Annotated in this window: 11 protein-coding genes and 1 pseudogene; 7 read left to right on the forward strand and 5 right to left on the reverse strand. The window is 70.6% G+C overall.

Translation table 11 applies throughout. The features are described 5' to 3' along the window. Window positions 1-3: 3 nt before the first annotated feature. Entirely contained in the window at window positions 4-1,254 is a 1,251-nt protein-coding gene (gene pcaDC, locus ACZ4VK_RS12405) for a bifunctional 3-oxoadipate enol-lactonase/4-carboxymuconolactone decarboxylase PcaDC (protein WP_468351286.1), read from the reverse strand. Between the two features lie 499 nt (window positions 1,255-1,753). Beyond that, window positions 1,754-2,143 carry a VOC family protein gene (locus tag ACZ4VK_RS12410; RefSeq protein ID WP_468351288.1) on the reverse strand — a complete coding sequence of 130 codons (390 nt, stop codon included), beginning with the start codon at window positions 2,141-2,143 and terminating at the stop codon, window positions 1,754-1,756. An 82-nt stretch (window positions 2,144-2,225) separates the two neighbouring features. On the opposite strand from ACZ4VK_RS12410, the pseudogene ACZ4VK_RS12415 reads away from it, so the two are divergent. Further along, window positions 2,226-2,501 (forward strand): annotated as a pseudogene (locus tag ACZ4VK_RS12415) (transposase); the annotation flags it as partial. A gap of 343 nt (window positions 2,502-2,844) precedes the next feature. On the opposite strand, the gene ACZ4VK_RS12420 reads toward ACZ4VK_RS12415, so the two are convergent. After that, window positions 2,845-3,360 carry a M23 family metallopeptidase gene (locus ACZ4VK_RS12420; protein ID WP_468351290.1) on the reverse strand — a complete coding sequence of 172 codons (516 nt, stop codon included), beginning with the start codon at window positions 3,358-3,360 and terminating at the stop codon, window positions 2,845-2,847. Window positions 3,361-4,213: 853 nt separating this feature from the next. Here ACZ4VK_RS12420 and ACZ4VK_RS12425 point away from each other — a divergent pair. The 3 genes from ACZ4VK_RS12425 (at window position 4,214) to ACZ4VK_RS12435 (ending at window position 8,323) form a co-directional block, all read left to right on the forward strand. Next, the gene (locus ACZ4VK_RS12425) at window positions 4,214-5,587 is read left to right on the forward strand and encodes a TrkH family potassium uptake protein (protein ID WP_468351292.1); all 1,374 of its coding nucleotides are present in this window, start codon (window positions 4,214-4,216) and stop codon (window positions 5,585-5,587) included. Next, window positions 5,580-6,299, forward strand: a complete 720-nt coding sequence (locus ACZ4VK_RS12430; protein WP_468351293.1) for a potassium channel family protein — start codon at window positions 5,580-5,582, stop codon at window positions 6,297-6,299. Before ACZ4VK_RS12425 ends, ACZ4VK_RS12430 begins: the two co-directional genes overlap by 8 nt. Window positions 6,300-6,463: 164 nt before the next feature. After that, the gene (locus ACZ4VK_RS12435; RefSeq protein ID WP_468351295.1) at window positions 6,464-8,323 is read left to right on the forward strand and encodes an FG-GAP-like repeat-containing protein; all 1,860 of its coding nucleotides are present in this window, start codon (window positions 6,464-6,466) and stop codon (window positions 8,321-8,323) included. A 61-nt stretch (window positions 8,324-8,384) separates the two neighbouring features. Here ACZ4VK_RS12435 and ACZ4VK_RS12440 read toward each other — a convergent pair whose 3' ends face one another. Next, window positions 8,385-10,802 carry an RICIN domain-containing protein gene (locus ACZ4VK_RS12440; protein WP_468351297.1) on the reverse strand — a complete coding sequence of 806 codons (2,418 nt, stop codon included), beginning with the start codon at window positions 10,800-10,802 and terminating at the stop codon, window positions 8,385-8,387. 508 nt (window positions 10,803-11,310) lie between these two features. Beyond that, the gene (locus ACZ4VK_RS12445) at window positions 11,311-12,309 is read right to left on the reverse strand and encodes a LacI family DNA-binding transcriptional regulator (protein ID WP_468352026.1); all 999 of its coding nucleotides are present in this window, start codon (window positions 12,307-12,309) and stop codon (window positions 11,311-11,313) included. Window positions 12,310-12,584: 275 nt separating this feature from the next. On the opposite strand from ACZ4VK_RS12445, the gene ACZ4VK_RS12450 reads away from it, so the two are divergent. The 3 genes from ACZ4VK_RS12450 (at window position 12,585) to ACZ4VK_RS12460 (ending at window position 15,952) form a co-directional block, all read left to right on the forward strand. After that, the gene (locus tag ACZ4VK_RS12450; RefSeq protein WP_468351299.1) at window positions 12,585-13,511 is read left to right on the forward strand and encodes a carbohydrate ABC transporter permease; all 927 of its coding nucleotides are present in this window, start codon (window positions 12,585-12,587) and stop codon (window positions 13,509-13,511) included. A gap of 3 nt (window positions 13,512-13,514) precedes the next feature. Beyond that, complete coding sequence (locus ACZ4VK_RS12455; protein WP_468351301.1) at window positions 13,515-14,495, forward strand: carbohydrate ABC transporter permease; 981 nt, start codon at window positions 13,515-13,517, stop codon at window positions 14,493-14,495. Window positions 14,496-14,614: 119 nt separating this feature from the next. Continuing rightward, entirely contained in the window at window positions 14,615-15,952 is a 1,338-nt protein-coding gene (locus ACZ4VK_RS12460) for an ABC transporter substrate-binding protein (RefSeq protein WP_468351303.1), read from the forward strand. Window positions 15,953-16,023 lie beyond the last annotated feature (71 nt).

The raw sequence follows: 16,023 nt of genomic DNA on the forward strand, positions 1-16,023 counted from the left end.
AGGCTACGCCGGGGGCGTGGTCTCCTCGGCGACGACGCGGGCCACCACGCGGAGCGCGGTCTCGGCGGCGGGCAGGCCGCAGTACACGCCCGCGTGGAGCACGATCTCCCGCAGTTCCTCGGGTGACAGGCCGTTACGGAGGGCTGCCCTGGTGTGGTCGGCGAGGGCCTCCTGGTGGCCTCCGGCGATGAGCGCGGTGAGGGTGACGACGCTGCGGGTCCGCCGGTCTAGGCCCTCACGGCTCCAGACCTCGCCCCAGGCGTAACGGGTGACGAGCTCCTGGAAGGCCCCGTCGGGGTCGTCGGCGAGTGCCTGGTCCACATGGGCGTCGCCGAGGACCTCGCGGCGCAGCCCGAGCCCCTTCTCGTACGGGTCGGGGCGGCCGGCCGCGGCTGCCTCGTCCGCCGGGGCCGGCTGGGCCACCGGCACCGGGGTCGCGGGCAGGGGCGGCACGGTCAGGGTGCCGCTGGTGTCCGGGGCGGCGCCGGCGAAGTGGTCGAGGAGCAGATCGGTGACGGCGGCCGGCTGCTCGACGGGCGCGAGGTGCGAGGCCCCGGGGACGACGGCGAGACGGGCGTCGGCGATCCCGGCGACCAGGGTCCTGGCCTCGGCGGGACCGGTGACCTGGTCCTCGGAGCCGACGAGGACGAGGGCCGGGATGGTGATCCGGTCGAGGGCGTCGCGTACGTCGAAGACGGCGAGGGCCTCGCAGGCGGCGGTGTAGCAGACGGGGTCGGTGGTCCGGACCATCTGCACGGCCCAGTCGACGATCGCGGGCTGCGCACCGGCGAACACCGAGGTGAACCACTGCTCAGGAGCGGAGCGGGCCATCGGCTCCAGGCCGTTGGTGCGGACGATGACACCGCGCTGGCGGAACTCGTCGGCGCTTCCGAACCGCGGCGAGGCGGCGACCAGGGCGAGGGAGGCGACCCGGTGGGGCGCCCGCAGGGCCAGGTCGAGGCCGACGGCGCCGCCGAGGGAGCATCCGGCGTAGCCGAAGCGCTGGACGCCGATCGCGTCGAGGGTGGCGAGGAGCCGGTCGCCGAGCTCAGCCACGGAGGTGAAGGGGACGGCGGGCGCGCCGCCATGGCCGGGAAGGTCGAATCGCACGACCCGCCAGTCCCGGGAGAGCTCGGGTATCTGCCGGTCCCACATGTGCCATGTGGTACCCAGGGAGGGCCCCATGACCAGGACGGGTGCCTGCTCCGGCCCGTCAACGCGGTACTGCAGCGTATCGATCTTGGTCTCGCTCACCGGTTCACACCTTCGTCTGTCACGATCTGTCACACGCCCCCTGCGAGACCTCCCCATGCCTCCGCTGCCGGGAGCAGGTCCGCCACGTCCGGATTCACGTACCACTTCTTGGTCGTCTTCACGTTCGTGTGCCCGGCCCGCATCGCAAGCAGGTGATCCGGCACCCCCGCTGTTCGCCAGGAAGGTCAAGCATGACGCCCGAGCATCGTACAGACGGACCCTGCGAAGGCCACTTTCGTCCATGATCTCGCAGGCCCGCACCCGAGCTGCCGGCCGTTCAGCGCGGCGCCGAATTCATCCACAAGCACGTACCCGCTGCTCTCCCACCCTTCGCCTGCTGGCGGGCGCTCCGTCGCCTGAGAAGCCGTTTCCTTTGGTGTTGATGGTGCCCGCCGGGCGGCGGAGGCAGGTAGGGCAGGGTGCCGGCCGCGGTTCACATGGGCACAAGCAGCGGTGAGGGCCGCACTCCCCGCTGGGGTGCGGCCCTCGGTGTGGGTGGTTACGAGGTCCAGCCGCCGTAGGGCACGGTGATGAGTTCCATGGCGTGGCCCGCCGGGTCCATGAAGTACACGCCGCGGCCACCGTCGTTGTGGTTGATCGTGCCGGGCCGCTTCCGGTGGGGGTCGGCGTAGTGCTCGATGCCCCGCTGCCTGATCTGCGCGTACGCCGCGTCGAACTCCTCCTCGGAGACCAGGAAGGCGTAGTGCTGGGGGGTGATGCTGCCGGCGGGGATCGCGGCGAAGTCCAGCGTGACACCGTTGCTCAGGTCGACCGCGATGAACGGGCCCCGCTCGGCGCTGATCTCAAGGCCGAGCAGGTTCGCGAAGAATTCTGCGGACTCCCGGTTGTCCCGGGCGTGGACGATCGTGTGGTTCAACTCGACTGACAAGGAATGCCTCCGAAGGCATGTCCCGACACCTCCATGTCTCACCCGGCCGGTGACCGACACGCGATGTCGCCGTAGATCCTAGGGCCTGCGTGAGTCCACCGAGTCATGGGCCGCCCTGCTACGCGTCTGCCGCCGCCGCGACGGCATGCGCAACCCCGAGCTGGTCATCGGAGACGGTGCCATGGGCCTGTGGCGGACGCTCGCCGAGGTGTTCCCGGCAGCCAGGCTGCCAAGGTGCTGGGTTCGCGAAGCTCGCAACGTCACCAACTGCCTGCCCAAGTCCGCGCAGCCCGGCGCGACGAAGGCGTTGCAGGAGATCCGCGACGCCGAGGACCGCACCCACGCGAAGATGGGAGTCGACCTTCTCCACGGTCAAGCTCGGCACCAAGGTCACGCGAGCACGAGCCGCCGTGAGAGAACGCACCAGGTGAACAGGATGCCCGCGATAACGGTCGCGGCAGCAAGACCATCCGCGCTTCTGGAGGGGTTCCCGGAAATGCGCAGCGTAGGGCGAATGCCGCGGCGGCTCGCGCGAGTACGCCGACGGCCGCGTATCCGGTCCCCGACGCCGCCGAGGGCGATGCGACCACCTGTCGTACGCGCTGTCGATCGGGGAACGGTCGCTCTTCTCCGGCTCGCCACGCCCTCGCCACTCCCGGCGCACAGCGCGTGCGCCGGGAGTGGCGAGGGGACGTGCGCGATCAGGCGCGCGTGTTGACGCTCACGGGCCGCGATCCGGTGGGCGGCGTCCAGCCCTGGAGCGTGGCCGGGATGCCGACGCGGGTGTTGCAGTTGATGACCTGGAAGTGGAGGTGCGCGCCGCTCGCCGCCCCGGTGGCGCCCGACCAGCCGATGATCCGGCCCTGCGGGACCCAGTCTCCCGTGTTGAAGATCGCCCGGTTGAGGTGCGCGTAGTGGGTGCACTGGCCGTTCGAGTGGCGGATGATGACCTCGATGCCGTTCTGCCAGTACGGCGACCAGTCCGAGACGAGAACCGTGCCGCCCTGCGCGGCGGAGACCTCGTAGTTCGCGGGCAGTCCGAAATCCCAGGCGTACTCGTTGTACGGGCCGGTGTGCGAGTACGTGCCCTCGGGGCCCTGGGTGACGAGGTAGGACTCACCCGCCGGGTAGGGAAGTTCGTAGTAGTAGTCGACGGCCGAGGCGGGAGGGGCCGCGATGAGGCCGATCCCTGCGACGGTGAGTGCCGAGCTCGTCATGGCGCCGAGTCTGAGGAGAAGTCGTCTCGCTTTGCGCACTGCACGCCTCCTGTGAAGAGTCTGCATCAGCCCGGGCAACACTGGCATCAACTGACCCGTCGGACAAGGCTGTTGCAAGAACTTGCAGAAAGTCGATGAAGGCCGGATCAGGACGCGGGCGCGCGGACCGACCTCGGCCAGGCGAGCAGCGGCACGCCACGGACCGCGTCGACGGCACCGCCCCGTCCGTCCCGAAGGGCGACCGTCAGGGGCGCGGCCCCGACGGCGAACATACAGAGGTCGGAAGGAGGGAGCGGCCCGGGAGTACCCCGCGATGGGAACGGAGTCCGGCCCCGTCGGCCAGCGGATCCACCCGGACACCACGACCCCCGTCGGGGCCGCCTTCGCCGATACGGCCGTCGGCCGCAAAACCGGTGGCAGGCCCGGTCGGCCCAGGTGAGGATCGCGGCATGTCCGGGGCGATCGCGGGCTCCGAACACGGTGAGGTCGCGTACGAACTCACCCGGACCGAGTGGGAACAGCGGTAGGCGTCAACCGCCGTCCATGGTGGGGGCGGCCGGTTCATGGCGTGGCCGTGATCGTCCCGGATCGACCGAGCCCCGGACGTCCGGGCGTCGTCACGACCACCAGCCCACACCGACCGCCCGCGAAGCCCGGGGAGACAGCCGCGTTCGATTTCGTCCCGGGTCATAGGACGATCGCCGTCCGCCCGCGGCATGACCGCGGCGCAGGCGGCGGCATGCGGCCCTGGCACGGGAGGCGCGGGTAACGTGACGGTCGTCCATCGGTGCGTCGCCGGTACGCCGCCGGTACGAGAGGCATGGCGCATCCGGGAGAAGGAGGCAGGGGAGCCGTGGTCATCACCACGCGTCACCGCGCGCGCTCGTTCTTCTCCACGCATCCCGCCCGGACCGTCGTCCTCGCCTTCGCCGGCGTCGTGGCGCTCGGCACGGTCCTGCTCATGCTGCCCCTCGCGGCCGAGGACGGTGACGGCCCCGGTCTCCTGACCGCCCTGTTCACCTCGACCTCCGCCGTCTGCGTGACGGGTCTCGCGGTCGTGGACACGGGTACGTACTGGAGCGGCTTCGGCGAAGGCGTCATCCTGGCGCTGATCCAGGTCGGCGGCTTCGGCATCATGACGATGGCCTCGCTCCTCGCCCTGCTTGTCTCCGGCCGGCTGCGGCTGCGGATGCAGCTGACGGCGCAGGCCGAGACGAAGAGCCTGGGCATCGGGGACGTACGCCGCGTCCTGCTCGGCGTCGCCGGCACCACGCTGATGGTCGAGCTCGCCGTGGGCGCCTTCCTGGCGCTGCGGTTCCGCTTCGGGTACGGAAACGGTGTCGGCGAGGCCGCCTATCTCGGCTTCTTCCACTCCGTGTCGGCGTTCAACAACGCGGGCTTCGGCCTCCACGCGGACAGCCTCACCCGCTACGCCCAGGACGCGTGGGTCACCCTGCCGATCGCCGTCGCCGTCATCCTCGGCGGCATCGGCTTCCCCGTGCTCCTCGAGATGCTGCGCCACCGCAACCGCGCCCGCACCACCGGCCGGAAGAACTGGACGCTGCACACCAAGCTCACGGTCATCACCTCGGTCGTGCTGCTGGTGATCGGCACGGTGCTCACGGGCCTGCTGGAGTGGACCAACCCGGGCACGCTCGGCGCGCACGACTTCTGGGGCAAGCTCCTCAACAGCTTCTTCCACTCGTCGATGAGCCGCACGGCGGGCTTCAACTCCCTCGACATCGGCGCCATGCACGCGTCCACCCTCCTGCTGACGTGCATGCTGATGTTCATCGGCGGCGGCAGCGCGGGCACCGCGGGCGGTATCAAGGTCACCACCTTCGCCGTCCTGGCCGCCGCGATCCTCGCCGAGGTGCGTGGCGAGCCGAACTCCGTCGTCCTCGGCCGCCGCCTCGCCCCGCACGTGCTGCGCCAGGCCCTGACGGTGGCGCTCCTCGGTGTGGGAATGGTCATGAGCGCCACGCTCGCGCTGCTCTCGGTGAGCGAGGCGCCGTTCGAATCCGTCCTGTTCGAGGTCGTGTCCGCCTTCGCGACCGTGGGCCTGTCCACGGGCATCACCGCCGACCTGCCCGCGTTCGGGCAGCTCATCCTCGTCGTCCTGATGTTCATCGGACGCATCGGTCCCATCACCCTGGTCTCCGCGCTCGCGCTGCGCGAACGCACGCGACGGTACGAACTGCCCGAGGAGCGACCCGTCATTGGCTGACTACCTCCACAACCTGCGCAAGCGGCGCGGCAAGCGGCTCACCGACAAACACCGGCCCACCGGCGACCAGCGGGTCGCCGTCATCGGTCTCGGCCGCTTCGGCAGCTCGCTGGCCAACGAGCTGATGCGCCGCGGCTGGGACGTCCTGGGCATCGACACCGACGCCCGCCTGGTCCAGAAGTACAGCGACGGCCTCACCCACGCGGCCGTCGCGGACTCCACCGACCCGGACGTACTGAACCAGCTCGGCGTCCACGAGTTCTCCAGCGCCGTCGTCGGCATCGGAAGCGACATCGAGGCGAGCATCCTCGTCAGCTCCAACCTCCTCGAAGCCGGCGTCCCCAACATCTGGGCCAAGGCCATCAGCCGCCAGCACGGCAAGATCCTCGAACGCCTCGGCGTGCACCATGTCGTCCTTCCCGAGCACGAGATGGGCGAACGCGTCGCCCATCTCGTCACCGGCCGCATGCTCGACTTCATCGAGTTCGACGACGACTACGCGCTCGTCAAGACCGTCGCCCCCAAGGTGGCCACCGGACAGCCGCTCGGCCGGTCCAGGGTGCGCAGCGAGTACGGCGTGACCGTCGTCGGCATCAAGCGCCCCGGCGAGGACTTCACCTACGCCACCGCCGACACGGTCGTCGAGGAGGGCGACATCATCGTCGTCACCGGCAAGACGGGCGCGGTGGAGACCTTCACCGAACTGGCCTGACGCGCAGGCCGCCATGAGCCCCACCGCCTGCCGGTCGCGGGCGGTGGCATGCGAGTATCCGGCAGGTACATCGACAAGACGGTGCGCCCGGGACGTGAACACCGCACACCGTGAACAGCCGCGTGCCGGCGGGCGCGTTCCGTGCGCCTGACGGACGGACAGAGATGAGATTCACGCGGCTCGTGACGGGAGCCCTGGTCAGCGCCATAGCACTGGTCGGCCTCCCCGCGACGGCAGCGGCGGTCGCGCCCAGCACCGCACCACCGGCTGTGACGGTCGTTTCCTGGAACATCTGCGGTGAGGCCGGTTCCCCCAGGGGAAGTGCCGGTTTCTGTCCCTACCGCCGGCTCATCAAGGACGAGTCGGGGACGGTCATCGGGGACGAGAACGTTCTCAAGGCCCGGGAGATCGCGAAGCTGATCAAGGAGCGGAACGCGGACGCCGTCGTGCTCCAGGAGGTATGCGGCACACCGGCGGGGCTCCCCGCGAACCTCGGCCCGGGAACCCACCAGGCCGAACTCGAGAAGGCCCTCCAGGAGACCGGGACGACATGGAGCTTCTTCTTCACGTCGGCCAGGCGGGGGGACGACACGGCCGACCCCTCCGCTGATCAGTGGGGCAGCGCCTGCAGGGGCGAAGCGTTCGGCAACGGCACGAAAGGCAGGCTCGGCAATCTGATCGCCGTCAAGGGCACGATCAGCGCGGCCGACGCCGAGAACGCCGTCCCGGAGACCATCCCGGCCCAGGACAAGCTGTCGCTGCCGGTCCAGTGCGTGGCACTGGGGGGGAAGTCGGTCGGCGTGTGCAACACGCACATCATCGCGGCCACGAACACGGCCGACCCCCGGGTCCGGGGCCAGATCGCGAACGTCAAGGAGTTCGTCGAGAACTTCCGGGCCCAGCACCAGCTGGAGTACGTCGCTCTGGGCGGTGACTTCAACCGGCCCACCGAACGGGCCTACATCGGCGGAGGCGTCTACGAGCAGGAGCTCAAGCCCCTGACCGACATCTACGAGAACTGCGTCGACGGCACCACCCACCACGGGTGGAACACGAGCGATGAGCACACCTGGCACGAGTACGACCACCTCTTCGTCACCCGGCGGGACGAAGGCAGCGCGTTCTCCTCGTGCGCCATCGACGAGAGCCGGATGGACACCTCGCCGAACGAGGTGGGCGAGCCCGTGACCGGCTTCTCCGACCACGCCCCGGTGGTCGCGCGTCTGGGCGGCGAGCGCGTGGCCGGCGACCTGAGCGGTGACGGCAGGCCGGACCTGGTCGCCATCGACAGCGCGGGACACCTGCGCCTCTACCACGGTGACGGAAAGGGCGGCACGGCGGTCCACCGGCTGAACGGCGTCGCCTCCGGCTACGAGGAGATCGGCACGAGCGGCTGGCTCGGGGCGGCGATCACCCATCGCGGGGACTGGACCGGCGACGGTCTCGAAGACGTCGTGGCACGCGTCGGCACCCAGCTGCGCGTCTACCCGAGCCGTTTCATCGGCACCCGTCTCGCACCTCCCACCGTCGTCGCCGACGGCCTCCCGACCGATGCCCAGGTCGTCAGCGCCGGGGACATGACCGGCGACGGTCACCCGGACCTCGTGGTCTCCGCCGGCGGCAAGCTGTGGCTCTACGAGAACGACTGGGGCGCGGCCGTCCTGCCCGCCGTATGGGGCCCGCAGGAGATCGGAAGCAGCGGCTGGTCGCCCATGACGATCACCGCGCCCGGTGACGTCGACAAGGACGGCCATCCCGACCTGCTCGTCCGCGACACCCGTGACGGCAACCTCTACCGCTACGACGGAAGCACCAGGTTCGGCACGCGTACCAAGATCGGCTGGGCGTTCACCACGACCAACCGGCCACTGATCGCCGGCGCCGCCGACGCGAATCTCGACGGTACGGCCGACATGTGGACCACCACCGGGACCGGCACCCTCACCTTCTACGCCGACGTCGCCGCCGGCACGAACACCGTCGTGGGCACCAGCGGCTGGAACACCATCACCGCCGTGAGCTGACCCGCCGTGGGGGGCGCGGCCGGTCCGGGAGCCTGGTTGCCGCCGGACCGGCCACGGCCCCTCAGGAGGTGGTGAGCTGCTGGTTGGCGGCTGTGCCGCAGCGGTACTGGACGACATCGGCGCCGTCCGCCGTGGAGACGCCGCTCACGTCCAGGCACTTGCCGCTGTGGCGGGCGAGCAGGGTGAGGAAGCCGTCGGACGACCTGTGCACCGACCACTGCTGGTTGGCGCCGCCGTTGCAGCCGTACTGGAAGACGATCGCGCCGTCGGCGGTCGACTCGTTGGTGACGTCGAGGCACCTGCCGCTGTGCCGGGCGACGACGTTGACGTACCCACCGCCCGCCGGACGCAGGGACCACTGCTGGTTCGTCCCGCCGCCGCAGGTGTACTGGACGACCTGCGCGCCGTCCGAGGTGGAGGCGCCGGCCACGTCGAGGCACTTGCCGCTGTGCCGCACGCGCAGCGGCGTCCACGTGTCCGCGGCGACGGAGCGGAGGGTCCAGGACTGGTTGGACCCGGTCGTCGGACGGTAGACGCCGACGGGCGCGCCGTCGCCGGTGGACCGGCCGCTGACGTCGAGCAGTGTGCCGCCGGCACTGTTGACGAGGGTGTGGTGTCCGTCGCCCGTGGTGGACAGCATCCACTTCTGTTCGGCGGAGGTGCCCGGGGTCACCAGCGTGAGGGCGTCGCCCTGGGCCGCGAGCGCCCTGCCGTCGGCGGCGCTGGTGATGCGGTAGGCCGCGGTGTTGCCCCAGTCGGTCGAGGAGAGCTTGGTGAACGTCCACCGCTGCGCCGCGCTGCCGGGGCTCGAGGTGCGCTGGACCAGGGTGCTCCGGCCGTTGCTCGTGTCGACGGTCAGGGCCTTGCCGCTGTTGTCGTTGAGCAGCTGCCGCGGGGCGCCGGTGGGAGCCGTGGTGTCGGAGACGTTCACGCCCGTCGCGGAGGGCAGGACGAACGTCGTGACGGAGCCCGCGCCCACGGTGGCGGTGAGCGTCCTGCCCGCGGTGCTGAGGTCGCTCTCGCGGTGGAGGTTCCTGGTGCCGTCGGTGGTGTAGCGCTGGACGGCGCCGGTGCCCACGTTCTGGAACCCGGCGAGGTTCAGGGTGAGCCGCTGGGGCTCACCCGTGGGGTTGGTGTGGACGACGACCGCGCCCTGGCCGGACGGCCGCAGGGCGGCGAAGGTGTCGGCGTTGTCGGTGTTGATGACGCGGGCGCCCGGTCGGACGAACCTGGTGTAGTTCGCCATCGCCCAGTACTTCTTGTTCTTGCGGAGGGGTTCGGTGGCGGCGTCGGCCGGGGTGAAGTCGGTCTGGATGAGGCCCCAGTTGGAGTTCTCGCGGCCCGGCGTCATGTTCTCGTAGTCCTCGACGGCCTGCCACAGGACCCAGGCGCGGGGCTCCAGCTCGCGGAAGTCGTCGTTGACGCGCCGGGTGAGGTCGAGGGCGGGGCTCATGTCGGTGAAGCTCTGCCCGACGCTGCCGCCGATGTCCACCTCGGACATCCACAGCGGGATGGACGTGCCCTTGGCGATGTCACGGGCTCCGGTACGGCCGCCGGTGCCGTACGTGTGGGTGTTGAGCCTGCCGACGGCGGACTTGACCGCCGGGTCGTAGGTGTCCCAGTCGGTGCGGAAGATGTTCGGGTTGGTCTCGTCCATGGCGGCGAGCGGGGTGGTGACGCCGTCGGCGTTCAGCCGGGCGCGCATGGTGGTGATCATGCGCGCCTGGGATGCGGGATCCCAGTGGGAGCCTTCCTGCCGCCCGCCGGCGCGCCAGTAGTCGGTGTTCGGTTCGTTGAGGGGCGAGAGGGAGTCGAAGGTGACGCCGGTGGCGCTCTGCGCGCGCTTCATGGCGCCGGAGAGGTACGCGGCGAACCGCTCGTACTGGTCGGAGCGGAGGTTGTCGCGGTTCGGGTCCTGCGCTCCGGAGACGAGACCGCTGTTCGTCATGAAGTACGGCGCGGAGTTGGAGAAGGCCTCGAAGGTGTCGGCGCCCCGCGCCTTCGCGGCGGTGACCCACCAGCGCTGGTTGGCGTCGGCGTTCGGGTTCCAGTGGGCGGGGTTGCCCGGGTCCCACCAGTCGGGGGCCTCAGGCCCGGGGCGGTTCCACCAGCCGGGGACGGCGGCGCCGGGCCGCATGTAGGGAGTGGTCTCGGGGCTGTCGCCGCCGCCGATGTTGTAGCGGGCGATGGTGAAGCCGAGGCCGTCCGCGCCGTAGAGGGCGTCGGCGAGCGCGTTGCGCTGGGCGTCCGGCCAGCCTCCGGTCACGTTGGCGAACCAGGCGAGCGCGGTCCCCCACCCCTCGAACGGCTGCTGCTGGTAGCTGGGGTCGGGGCGGACGGTCACCGCCTGCCCGGTCTCGGCCGCCACGGAGGTCACGGGTGTGAGGCCGGTCGCGAGGAGCGCGGCCACGGCGGCGGCGCCCAGGACCGCGCCGCTCCTGCGCACACGGGTCGGGGGTCGTTCACGGGTGGGGCGCATGGTCGGTCTCCCTGAGTCGGGGGTTGCTCGCTGATTGCCGAGGGTGCGCGGCCGGGTGAGGGGTACGGCGGTCAGACGGCCGAGCACAGAGCGCGGTGACCGTCCCCGAGGATGTGCGTCGCATGATCGCGTACCTCGTGGTCTGGGGGGTGTCGGTGGGCCGGCGTCACCGACCGGGGTGTCGGGAGGACCGGCGTGACCGACCGGGGTTGATGTGGCGTCACCGACCGTGGGTGATCGGGCAGTTGGGGCCGACGTGTCCGACCGGAGGCGATCGCCGCGCCTTGCCATGTTCGCGTAAACACGAGCACTTCGGACCAGAGTGTGGAAGCGGTCGCGGGGGCTGTCAAGGACTCGGACGAGATCCCCCCGAAGTGTGACCGGCCGGCATGTTTACGCGAACATGCCGAGCCCACGAACAGCCCGGGCAGGAGAGGCGTTCAGGCCGTCGCCGCGCGGCGCCCGACCCGCGTACCCCCGCCGCCGACAGCCCAGCCGCTCCCCCGGCTCAGTCCAACCGTCCCCGCGCGCCCGGGCCCGCCGTACTGCTCCGCTCCACAAGCGTGGTCGCCACCAGCCGTACCCCCGTCACCTCCTCGCCCGCCAGCTCCCGCAGGACCGCGTCGACGCACCACGCTCCGACCTGGGCGAAGTCCTGGTGGACCGTGGTCAGGGGCGGGATGAAGGAGGCCGCCTCCGGGATGTCGTCGAAGCCGACGACGCTGACGTCGTCGGGGACCCGTACGCCGCGGTCGTGGAGGGCGCGCAGCACCCCGAGGGCCATCTGGTCGTTGGCCACGAACACCGCCGTGCAGTCGGCCTCGTCGGCGATCCGCAGCCCGGCCTCGTACCCCGACTCGGGGGTCCAGTCCCCGCGCAGCACGGGGGGCACCGTGCGCCCCTCCTCGCGCAGTGCCGCCTCCCACGCGTCCGCACGACGGCCCGCCGCGAAGGACTCCTCGGGTCCCGCGACGTGCCACACCGTGCCGTGGCCGAGGCCGAGCAGATGCCGCACCGCGGCGCGGGCGCCCTGCCGCTGGTCCGTGTCCACCACGGGGAAGCGTCCCGTGGCGTCGGAGTCCACCACGACCACCTTGACGTGCGGCGGCAGGGTGAGGGCGGCGGCGTCGAGCAGGTGCACCTCCATGATCAGCACGACCGCGTCGACCGCCAGCTCGTCGAGGCGGGTGAACGCCCCCTTGACGTTGTCCTGCGTGGGCGCGTCGAGCGGGATCAGCGTCACCGCGTAGCCGGCGCGGGACGCCGAGCCGGCGATGGCGTCCAGGGTCCGGACGTTGCCCGTGCTGGTGAGCCCCATCGTGATGACGCCGATGGCCCGGAACTCACCCCTCTTGAGGGCGCGGGCCGCGCTGTTGGGCCGGTAGCCCAGCTCCTTCATCGCGTCGAGGACCTTCTGCCGGGTGGCCTCGACGACGGCCGCGTCGCCGTTGGAGACGCGGGACACCGTCTGCGACGACACCCCCGCCCGCTGGGCGACGTCCGCCATGGAGACGCGGCGCGGTGCCTTTCGCACCCCCCGCCGGCCCTCGTTCGCGGCTGCCGCCGACCGACCGGTCGCGTTCTGCTCGGTCACCCGATGTCCCTCTCCTTCGCTGTCACTTCGTGCTTGACGCCCCTCAGCGGGAATGTCACCATCACGCTACCGATGATTACGTAAACATTTCTCATCGGCCAGCCCTCCCGCCGGGTCGGATCTCGGCCACAGGGCCACCTCGCTCCCCGTCTCCGGACCGCTCGGTCACCGACGCTAGGACCCACGCCATGACGCTTCTGTCGACGCGCGCTACGGCAGCCCCACCGCCCCGCCCACAAGCCCGCCGCCGCCTCCGCAAGGAGGCCCTCGTGGGCTGGGGCTTCGCCGGCCCGTTCGTCGCGGTCTTCGGTCTCGTCTTCCTCGCGCCGATCGGGTACGCCGGATACCTGAGCCTGTTCCGGGACCGGCTCATCGGCGGCACCTCCTTCGTCGGTCTCGACAACTACGGCGAGGCCCTGACGGACCCGCGCTTCTGGGACGGCCTGATGCGGGTCGGTCTCTTCCTGCTGATCCAGGTACCGGTCATGCTGGGCATCGCGCTGTTCGCCGCCCTCGCGATCGACAGCGGCCGCCTCTACGGCAAGACCTTCTTCCGCGTCTCGATCTTCCTCCCGTACGCCGTCCCCGCCGTCGTCGCCAGCCTCATCTGGGGCTTCATGTACGGCAACCAGTTCGGCCTGGTCGGCAACATCAACGACACGTTCGGCGTGACCCTGCCCGACCCGCTCTCGCCCTCCCTGGTCCTGGCCTCGATCGGCAACATCGTCACCTGGGAGTTCGTCGGTTACAACATGCTGATCTTCTACTCGGCCCTGAAGGTCGTCCCCCGCTCGCTCTACGAGGCGGCGGCGATCGACGGCGCCGGGGAGTGGCGGGTCGTGACCTCGGTCAAGCTGCCGGCCATCCGCAGCGCACTGGTCATCGCCACGATCTTCTCGATCATCGGCAGCTTCCAGCTCTTCAACGAGCCGAGCATCCTGCAGAAGCTCGCCCCGAACGCCATCACCAGCGACTTCACCCCCAACCTCTACACGTACTCGCTGTCCTTCGCGGGCCGGCAGCACAACTACGCGGCGACCGTGGCGATCGTGATGGGCGTGATCACCGCGATCATCGCCTACGCGGTCCAGCTGCGCGGCATGCGGAAGGGCTGAGCCATGACCACCCCCATGACCACCTCGGCGGCCGAGCCCACTCCCTCCGCCACGGAGCCCCGGACCGGCGGCGCCCCCTCCACGCACCGCACACGCCCCGCCACGGGCAGGCGCCGCAAGCGGCTCCCGCACACTCCGCTCCACCCGCGCCCCAGCATCCCGCTGACCCTCGTCACCGGCCTCGTCCTCGTCTACACCCTGCTCCCGCTCGCCTGGCTGGTCATCAACGCCACCAAGAGCCAGCGGGGACTACTCGACTCGTTCGGCCTGTGGTTCGCCGAGGACTTCAACCTGTGGGACAACATCACCCGCACCGTCACCTACGACGACGGCGTCTTCGTCCGCTGGCTGCTCAACACGATGCTGTACGTCGCCGCCGGCGCGGGCGGCGCCACCGTCCTCGCCGTCCTCGGCGGCTACGCCCTCGCGAAGTACGACTTCCCCGGCCGCAAGGCGGTCTTCGCGGTCGTCATCGGAGCCGTGGCCGTCCCCGGCACCGCCCTCGCGGTGCCCACCTTCCTGATGTTCAGCAACATGGGCCTGACGAACACCCCCTGGGCCGTCATCATCCCCTCCCTGATCTCCCCCTTCGGGCTCTACCTCATGTGGGTCTTCGCCGCCGAGGCCGTCCCCACCGAGCTCCTGGAGGCCGCGCGCATCGACGGCTCGGGCGAGCTGCGCACCTTCTTCACGATCGCGCTGCCCCTGCTCGTGCCGGGCACCGTCACCGTGCTGCTGTTCTCCATGGTCGCCACCTGGAACAACTACTTCCTGCCGCTGATCATGATCAAGGACCCCGACTGGTACCCCCTGACCCTCGGCCTCAACGCCTGGAACGCCCAGGCCCAGACGGCCGGCGGCGAGGCCGTCTTCGACCTCATCGTCACCGGTTCCCTGCTGACGATCGTCCCGATCGTGGCCGTCTTCCTGCTGCTCCAGCGGTACTGGCAGTCCGGCCTGGCCGCGGGCAGCGTCAAGGAATGACAGCCCGCCCCGTGCACCGGCCACGGCGCCACTCCGTCGTACCCCCAAGGGAAGCCTGACCCGTCCCGTCCCCTTCCGGAAGTCCCTCCCCACCCGCACCACCGACCAGGAGCACCTCCATGCGTACGCACACCACCCGCAGACTGCTCGGCGCACTCGCCGTTCTCGCCACGCTCTCGCTGACCGCCACGGCCTGCGGCTCCGACAGCGAGGACACCGGCGCCGGCGGCTCCCCGAAGGACATCAACGCCGCGCTGGAGAAGGGCGGAAAGGTGACGGTGTGGGCCTGGGAGCCCACGCTCGAGAAGGTGGTGGAGGACTTCGAGAAGAAGTACCCCAAGGTCGACGTCGAGCTGGTCAACGCGGGCACCGGCGACAAGCAGTACACCGCCCTGCAGAACGCGATGGCGGCCGGCTCCGGCGCCCCCGACGTGGCGCAGGTCGAGTACTACGCCCTGGGCCAGTTCTCCATCGGCAAGGCCGTCGAGGACCTCGCCCCCTACGGCGCCCAGAAGTACGGCACGACCTTCACCCCCGGCCCGTGGAACGCGGTCACCGACGACAAGGCGATCCACGCCCTGCCCATGGACTCGGGCCCGATGGCGTTCTTCTACAACAAGAAGGTCTTCGACAAGCACGGCATCGAGGTGCCGGCCACCTGGGACGAGTACGTGGAGGCGGCCCGCACCCTCCACAAGGCCGACCCGAAGATCTTCATCACCAACGACACCGGTGACGCCGGCGCCACGACCAGCCTCATCTGGCAGGCCGGCGGCCGCCCGTACCGGACCGACGGCACCGACGTCACCGTGAACTTCGACGACGAGGGCACCCGGAAGTACGCCGCCACCTGGCAGAAGCTGCTCGACGAGAAGCTGGTCTCGCCGGTCAGCTCGTGGAGCGACGCCTGGTACAAGGGACTGGCCGACGGCTCCATCGCCACCCTCTCCATCGGCGCCTGGATGCCGGCCAACCTCACCTCCGGTGTCGCCTCCGCCTCCGGTGACTGGCGGGTCGCCCCGCTGCCGCAGTGGACGAAGGGCGAGAAGACGACCGCCGAGAACGGCGGCAGCTCGCTCGCCGTGCCGAAGGCCGCCAAGAACAAGGAACTGGCGTACGCCTTCACCGAGTTCGCCACCACCGGCGCCGGCGCGAGCGCCCGCGTCGCCGAGGGCGCCTTCCCCGCCACCCGCGCCGACCTGGAGTCGAAGGCCTTCCTCGACACGAAGTTCCCGTACTTCGGCGGCCAGCAGGCCAACCGGATCTTCGCCGAGTCCGCCCGCAACGTCGGCGCCGACTGGTCCTACCTGCCCTTCCAGGTGTACGCGAACTCCGTCTTCAACGACACCGTCGGCAAGGCGTACGTCTCCTCGACGAAGCTCACCGACGGCCTGCGGGCCTGGCAGGAGACCAGCGTCAAGTACGGCAGGGACCAGGGCTTCACCGTCAACAAGTAGCCCCGCGGAGGCGGTGCGCGCCCCGCGACACGCCTCCGCCCCCACACCCTTCCCCGCACGACCCCTCACGT

It is taken from the genome of Streptomyces sp. NPDC028711, from assembly GCF_055565415.1.

Bases quoted from the DNA above. Each gene is read 5' to 3' on its own strand.
- ACZ4VK_RS12440 (WP_468351297.1), bottom strand. From the start codon at position 10,802: ATGCGCCCCACCCGTGAACGACCCCCGACCCGTGTGCGCAGGAGCGGC.
- ACZ4VK_RS12420 (WP_468351290.1), bottom strand. From the start codon at position 3,360: ATGACGAGCTCGGCACTCACCGTCGCAGGGATCGGCCTCATCGCGGCC.
- ACZ4VK_RS12455 (WP_468351301.1), top strand. From the start codon at position 13,515: ATGACCACCCCCATGACCACCTCGGCGGCCGAGCCCACTCCCTCCGCC.
- ACZ4VK_RS12460 (WP_468351303.1), top strand. From the start codon at position 14,615: ATGCGTACGCACACCACCCGCAGACTGCTCGGCGCACTCGCCGTTCTC.
- ACZ4VK_RS12435 (WP_468351295.1), top strand. From the start codon at position 6,464: ATGAGATTCACGCGGCTCGTGACGGGAGCCCTGGTCAGCGCCATAGCA.
- ACZ4VK_RS12445 (WP_468352026.1), bottom strand. From the start codon at position 12,309: ATGGCGGACGTCGCCCAGCGGGCGGGGGTGTCGTCGCAGACGGTGTCC.
- ACZ4VK_RS12450 (WP_468351299.1), top strand. From the start codon at position 12,585: ATGACGCTTCTGTCGACGCGCGCTACGGCAGCCCCACCGCCCCGCCCA.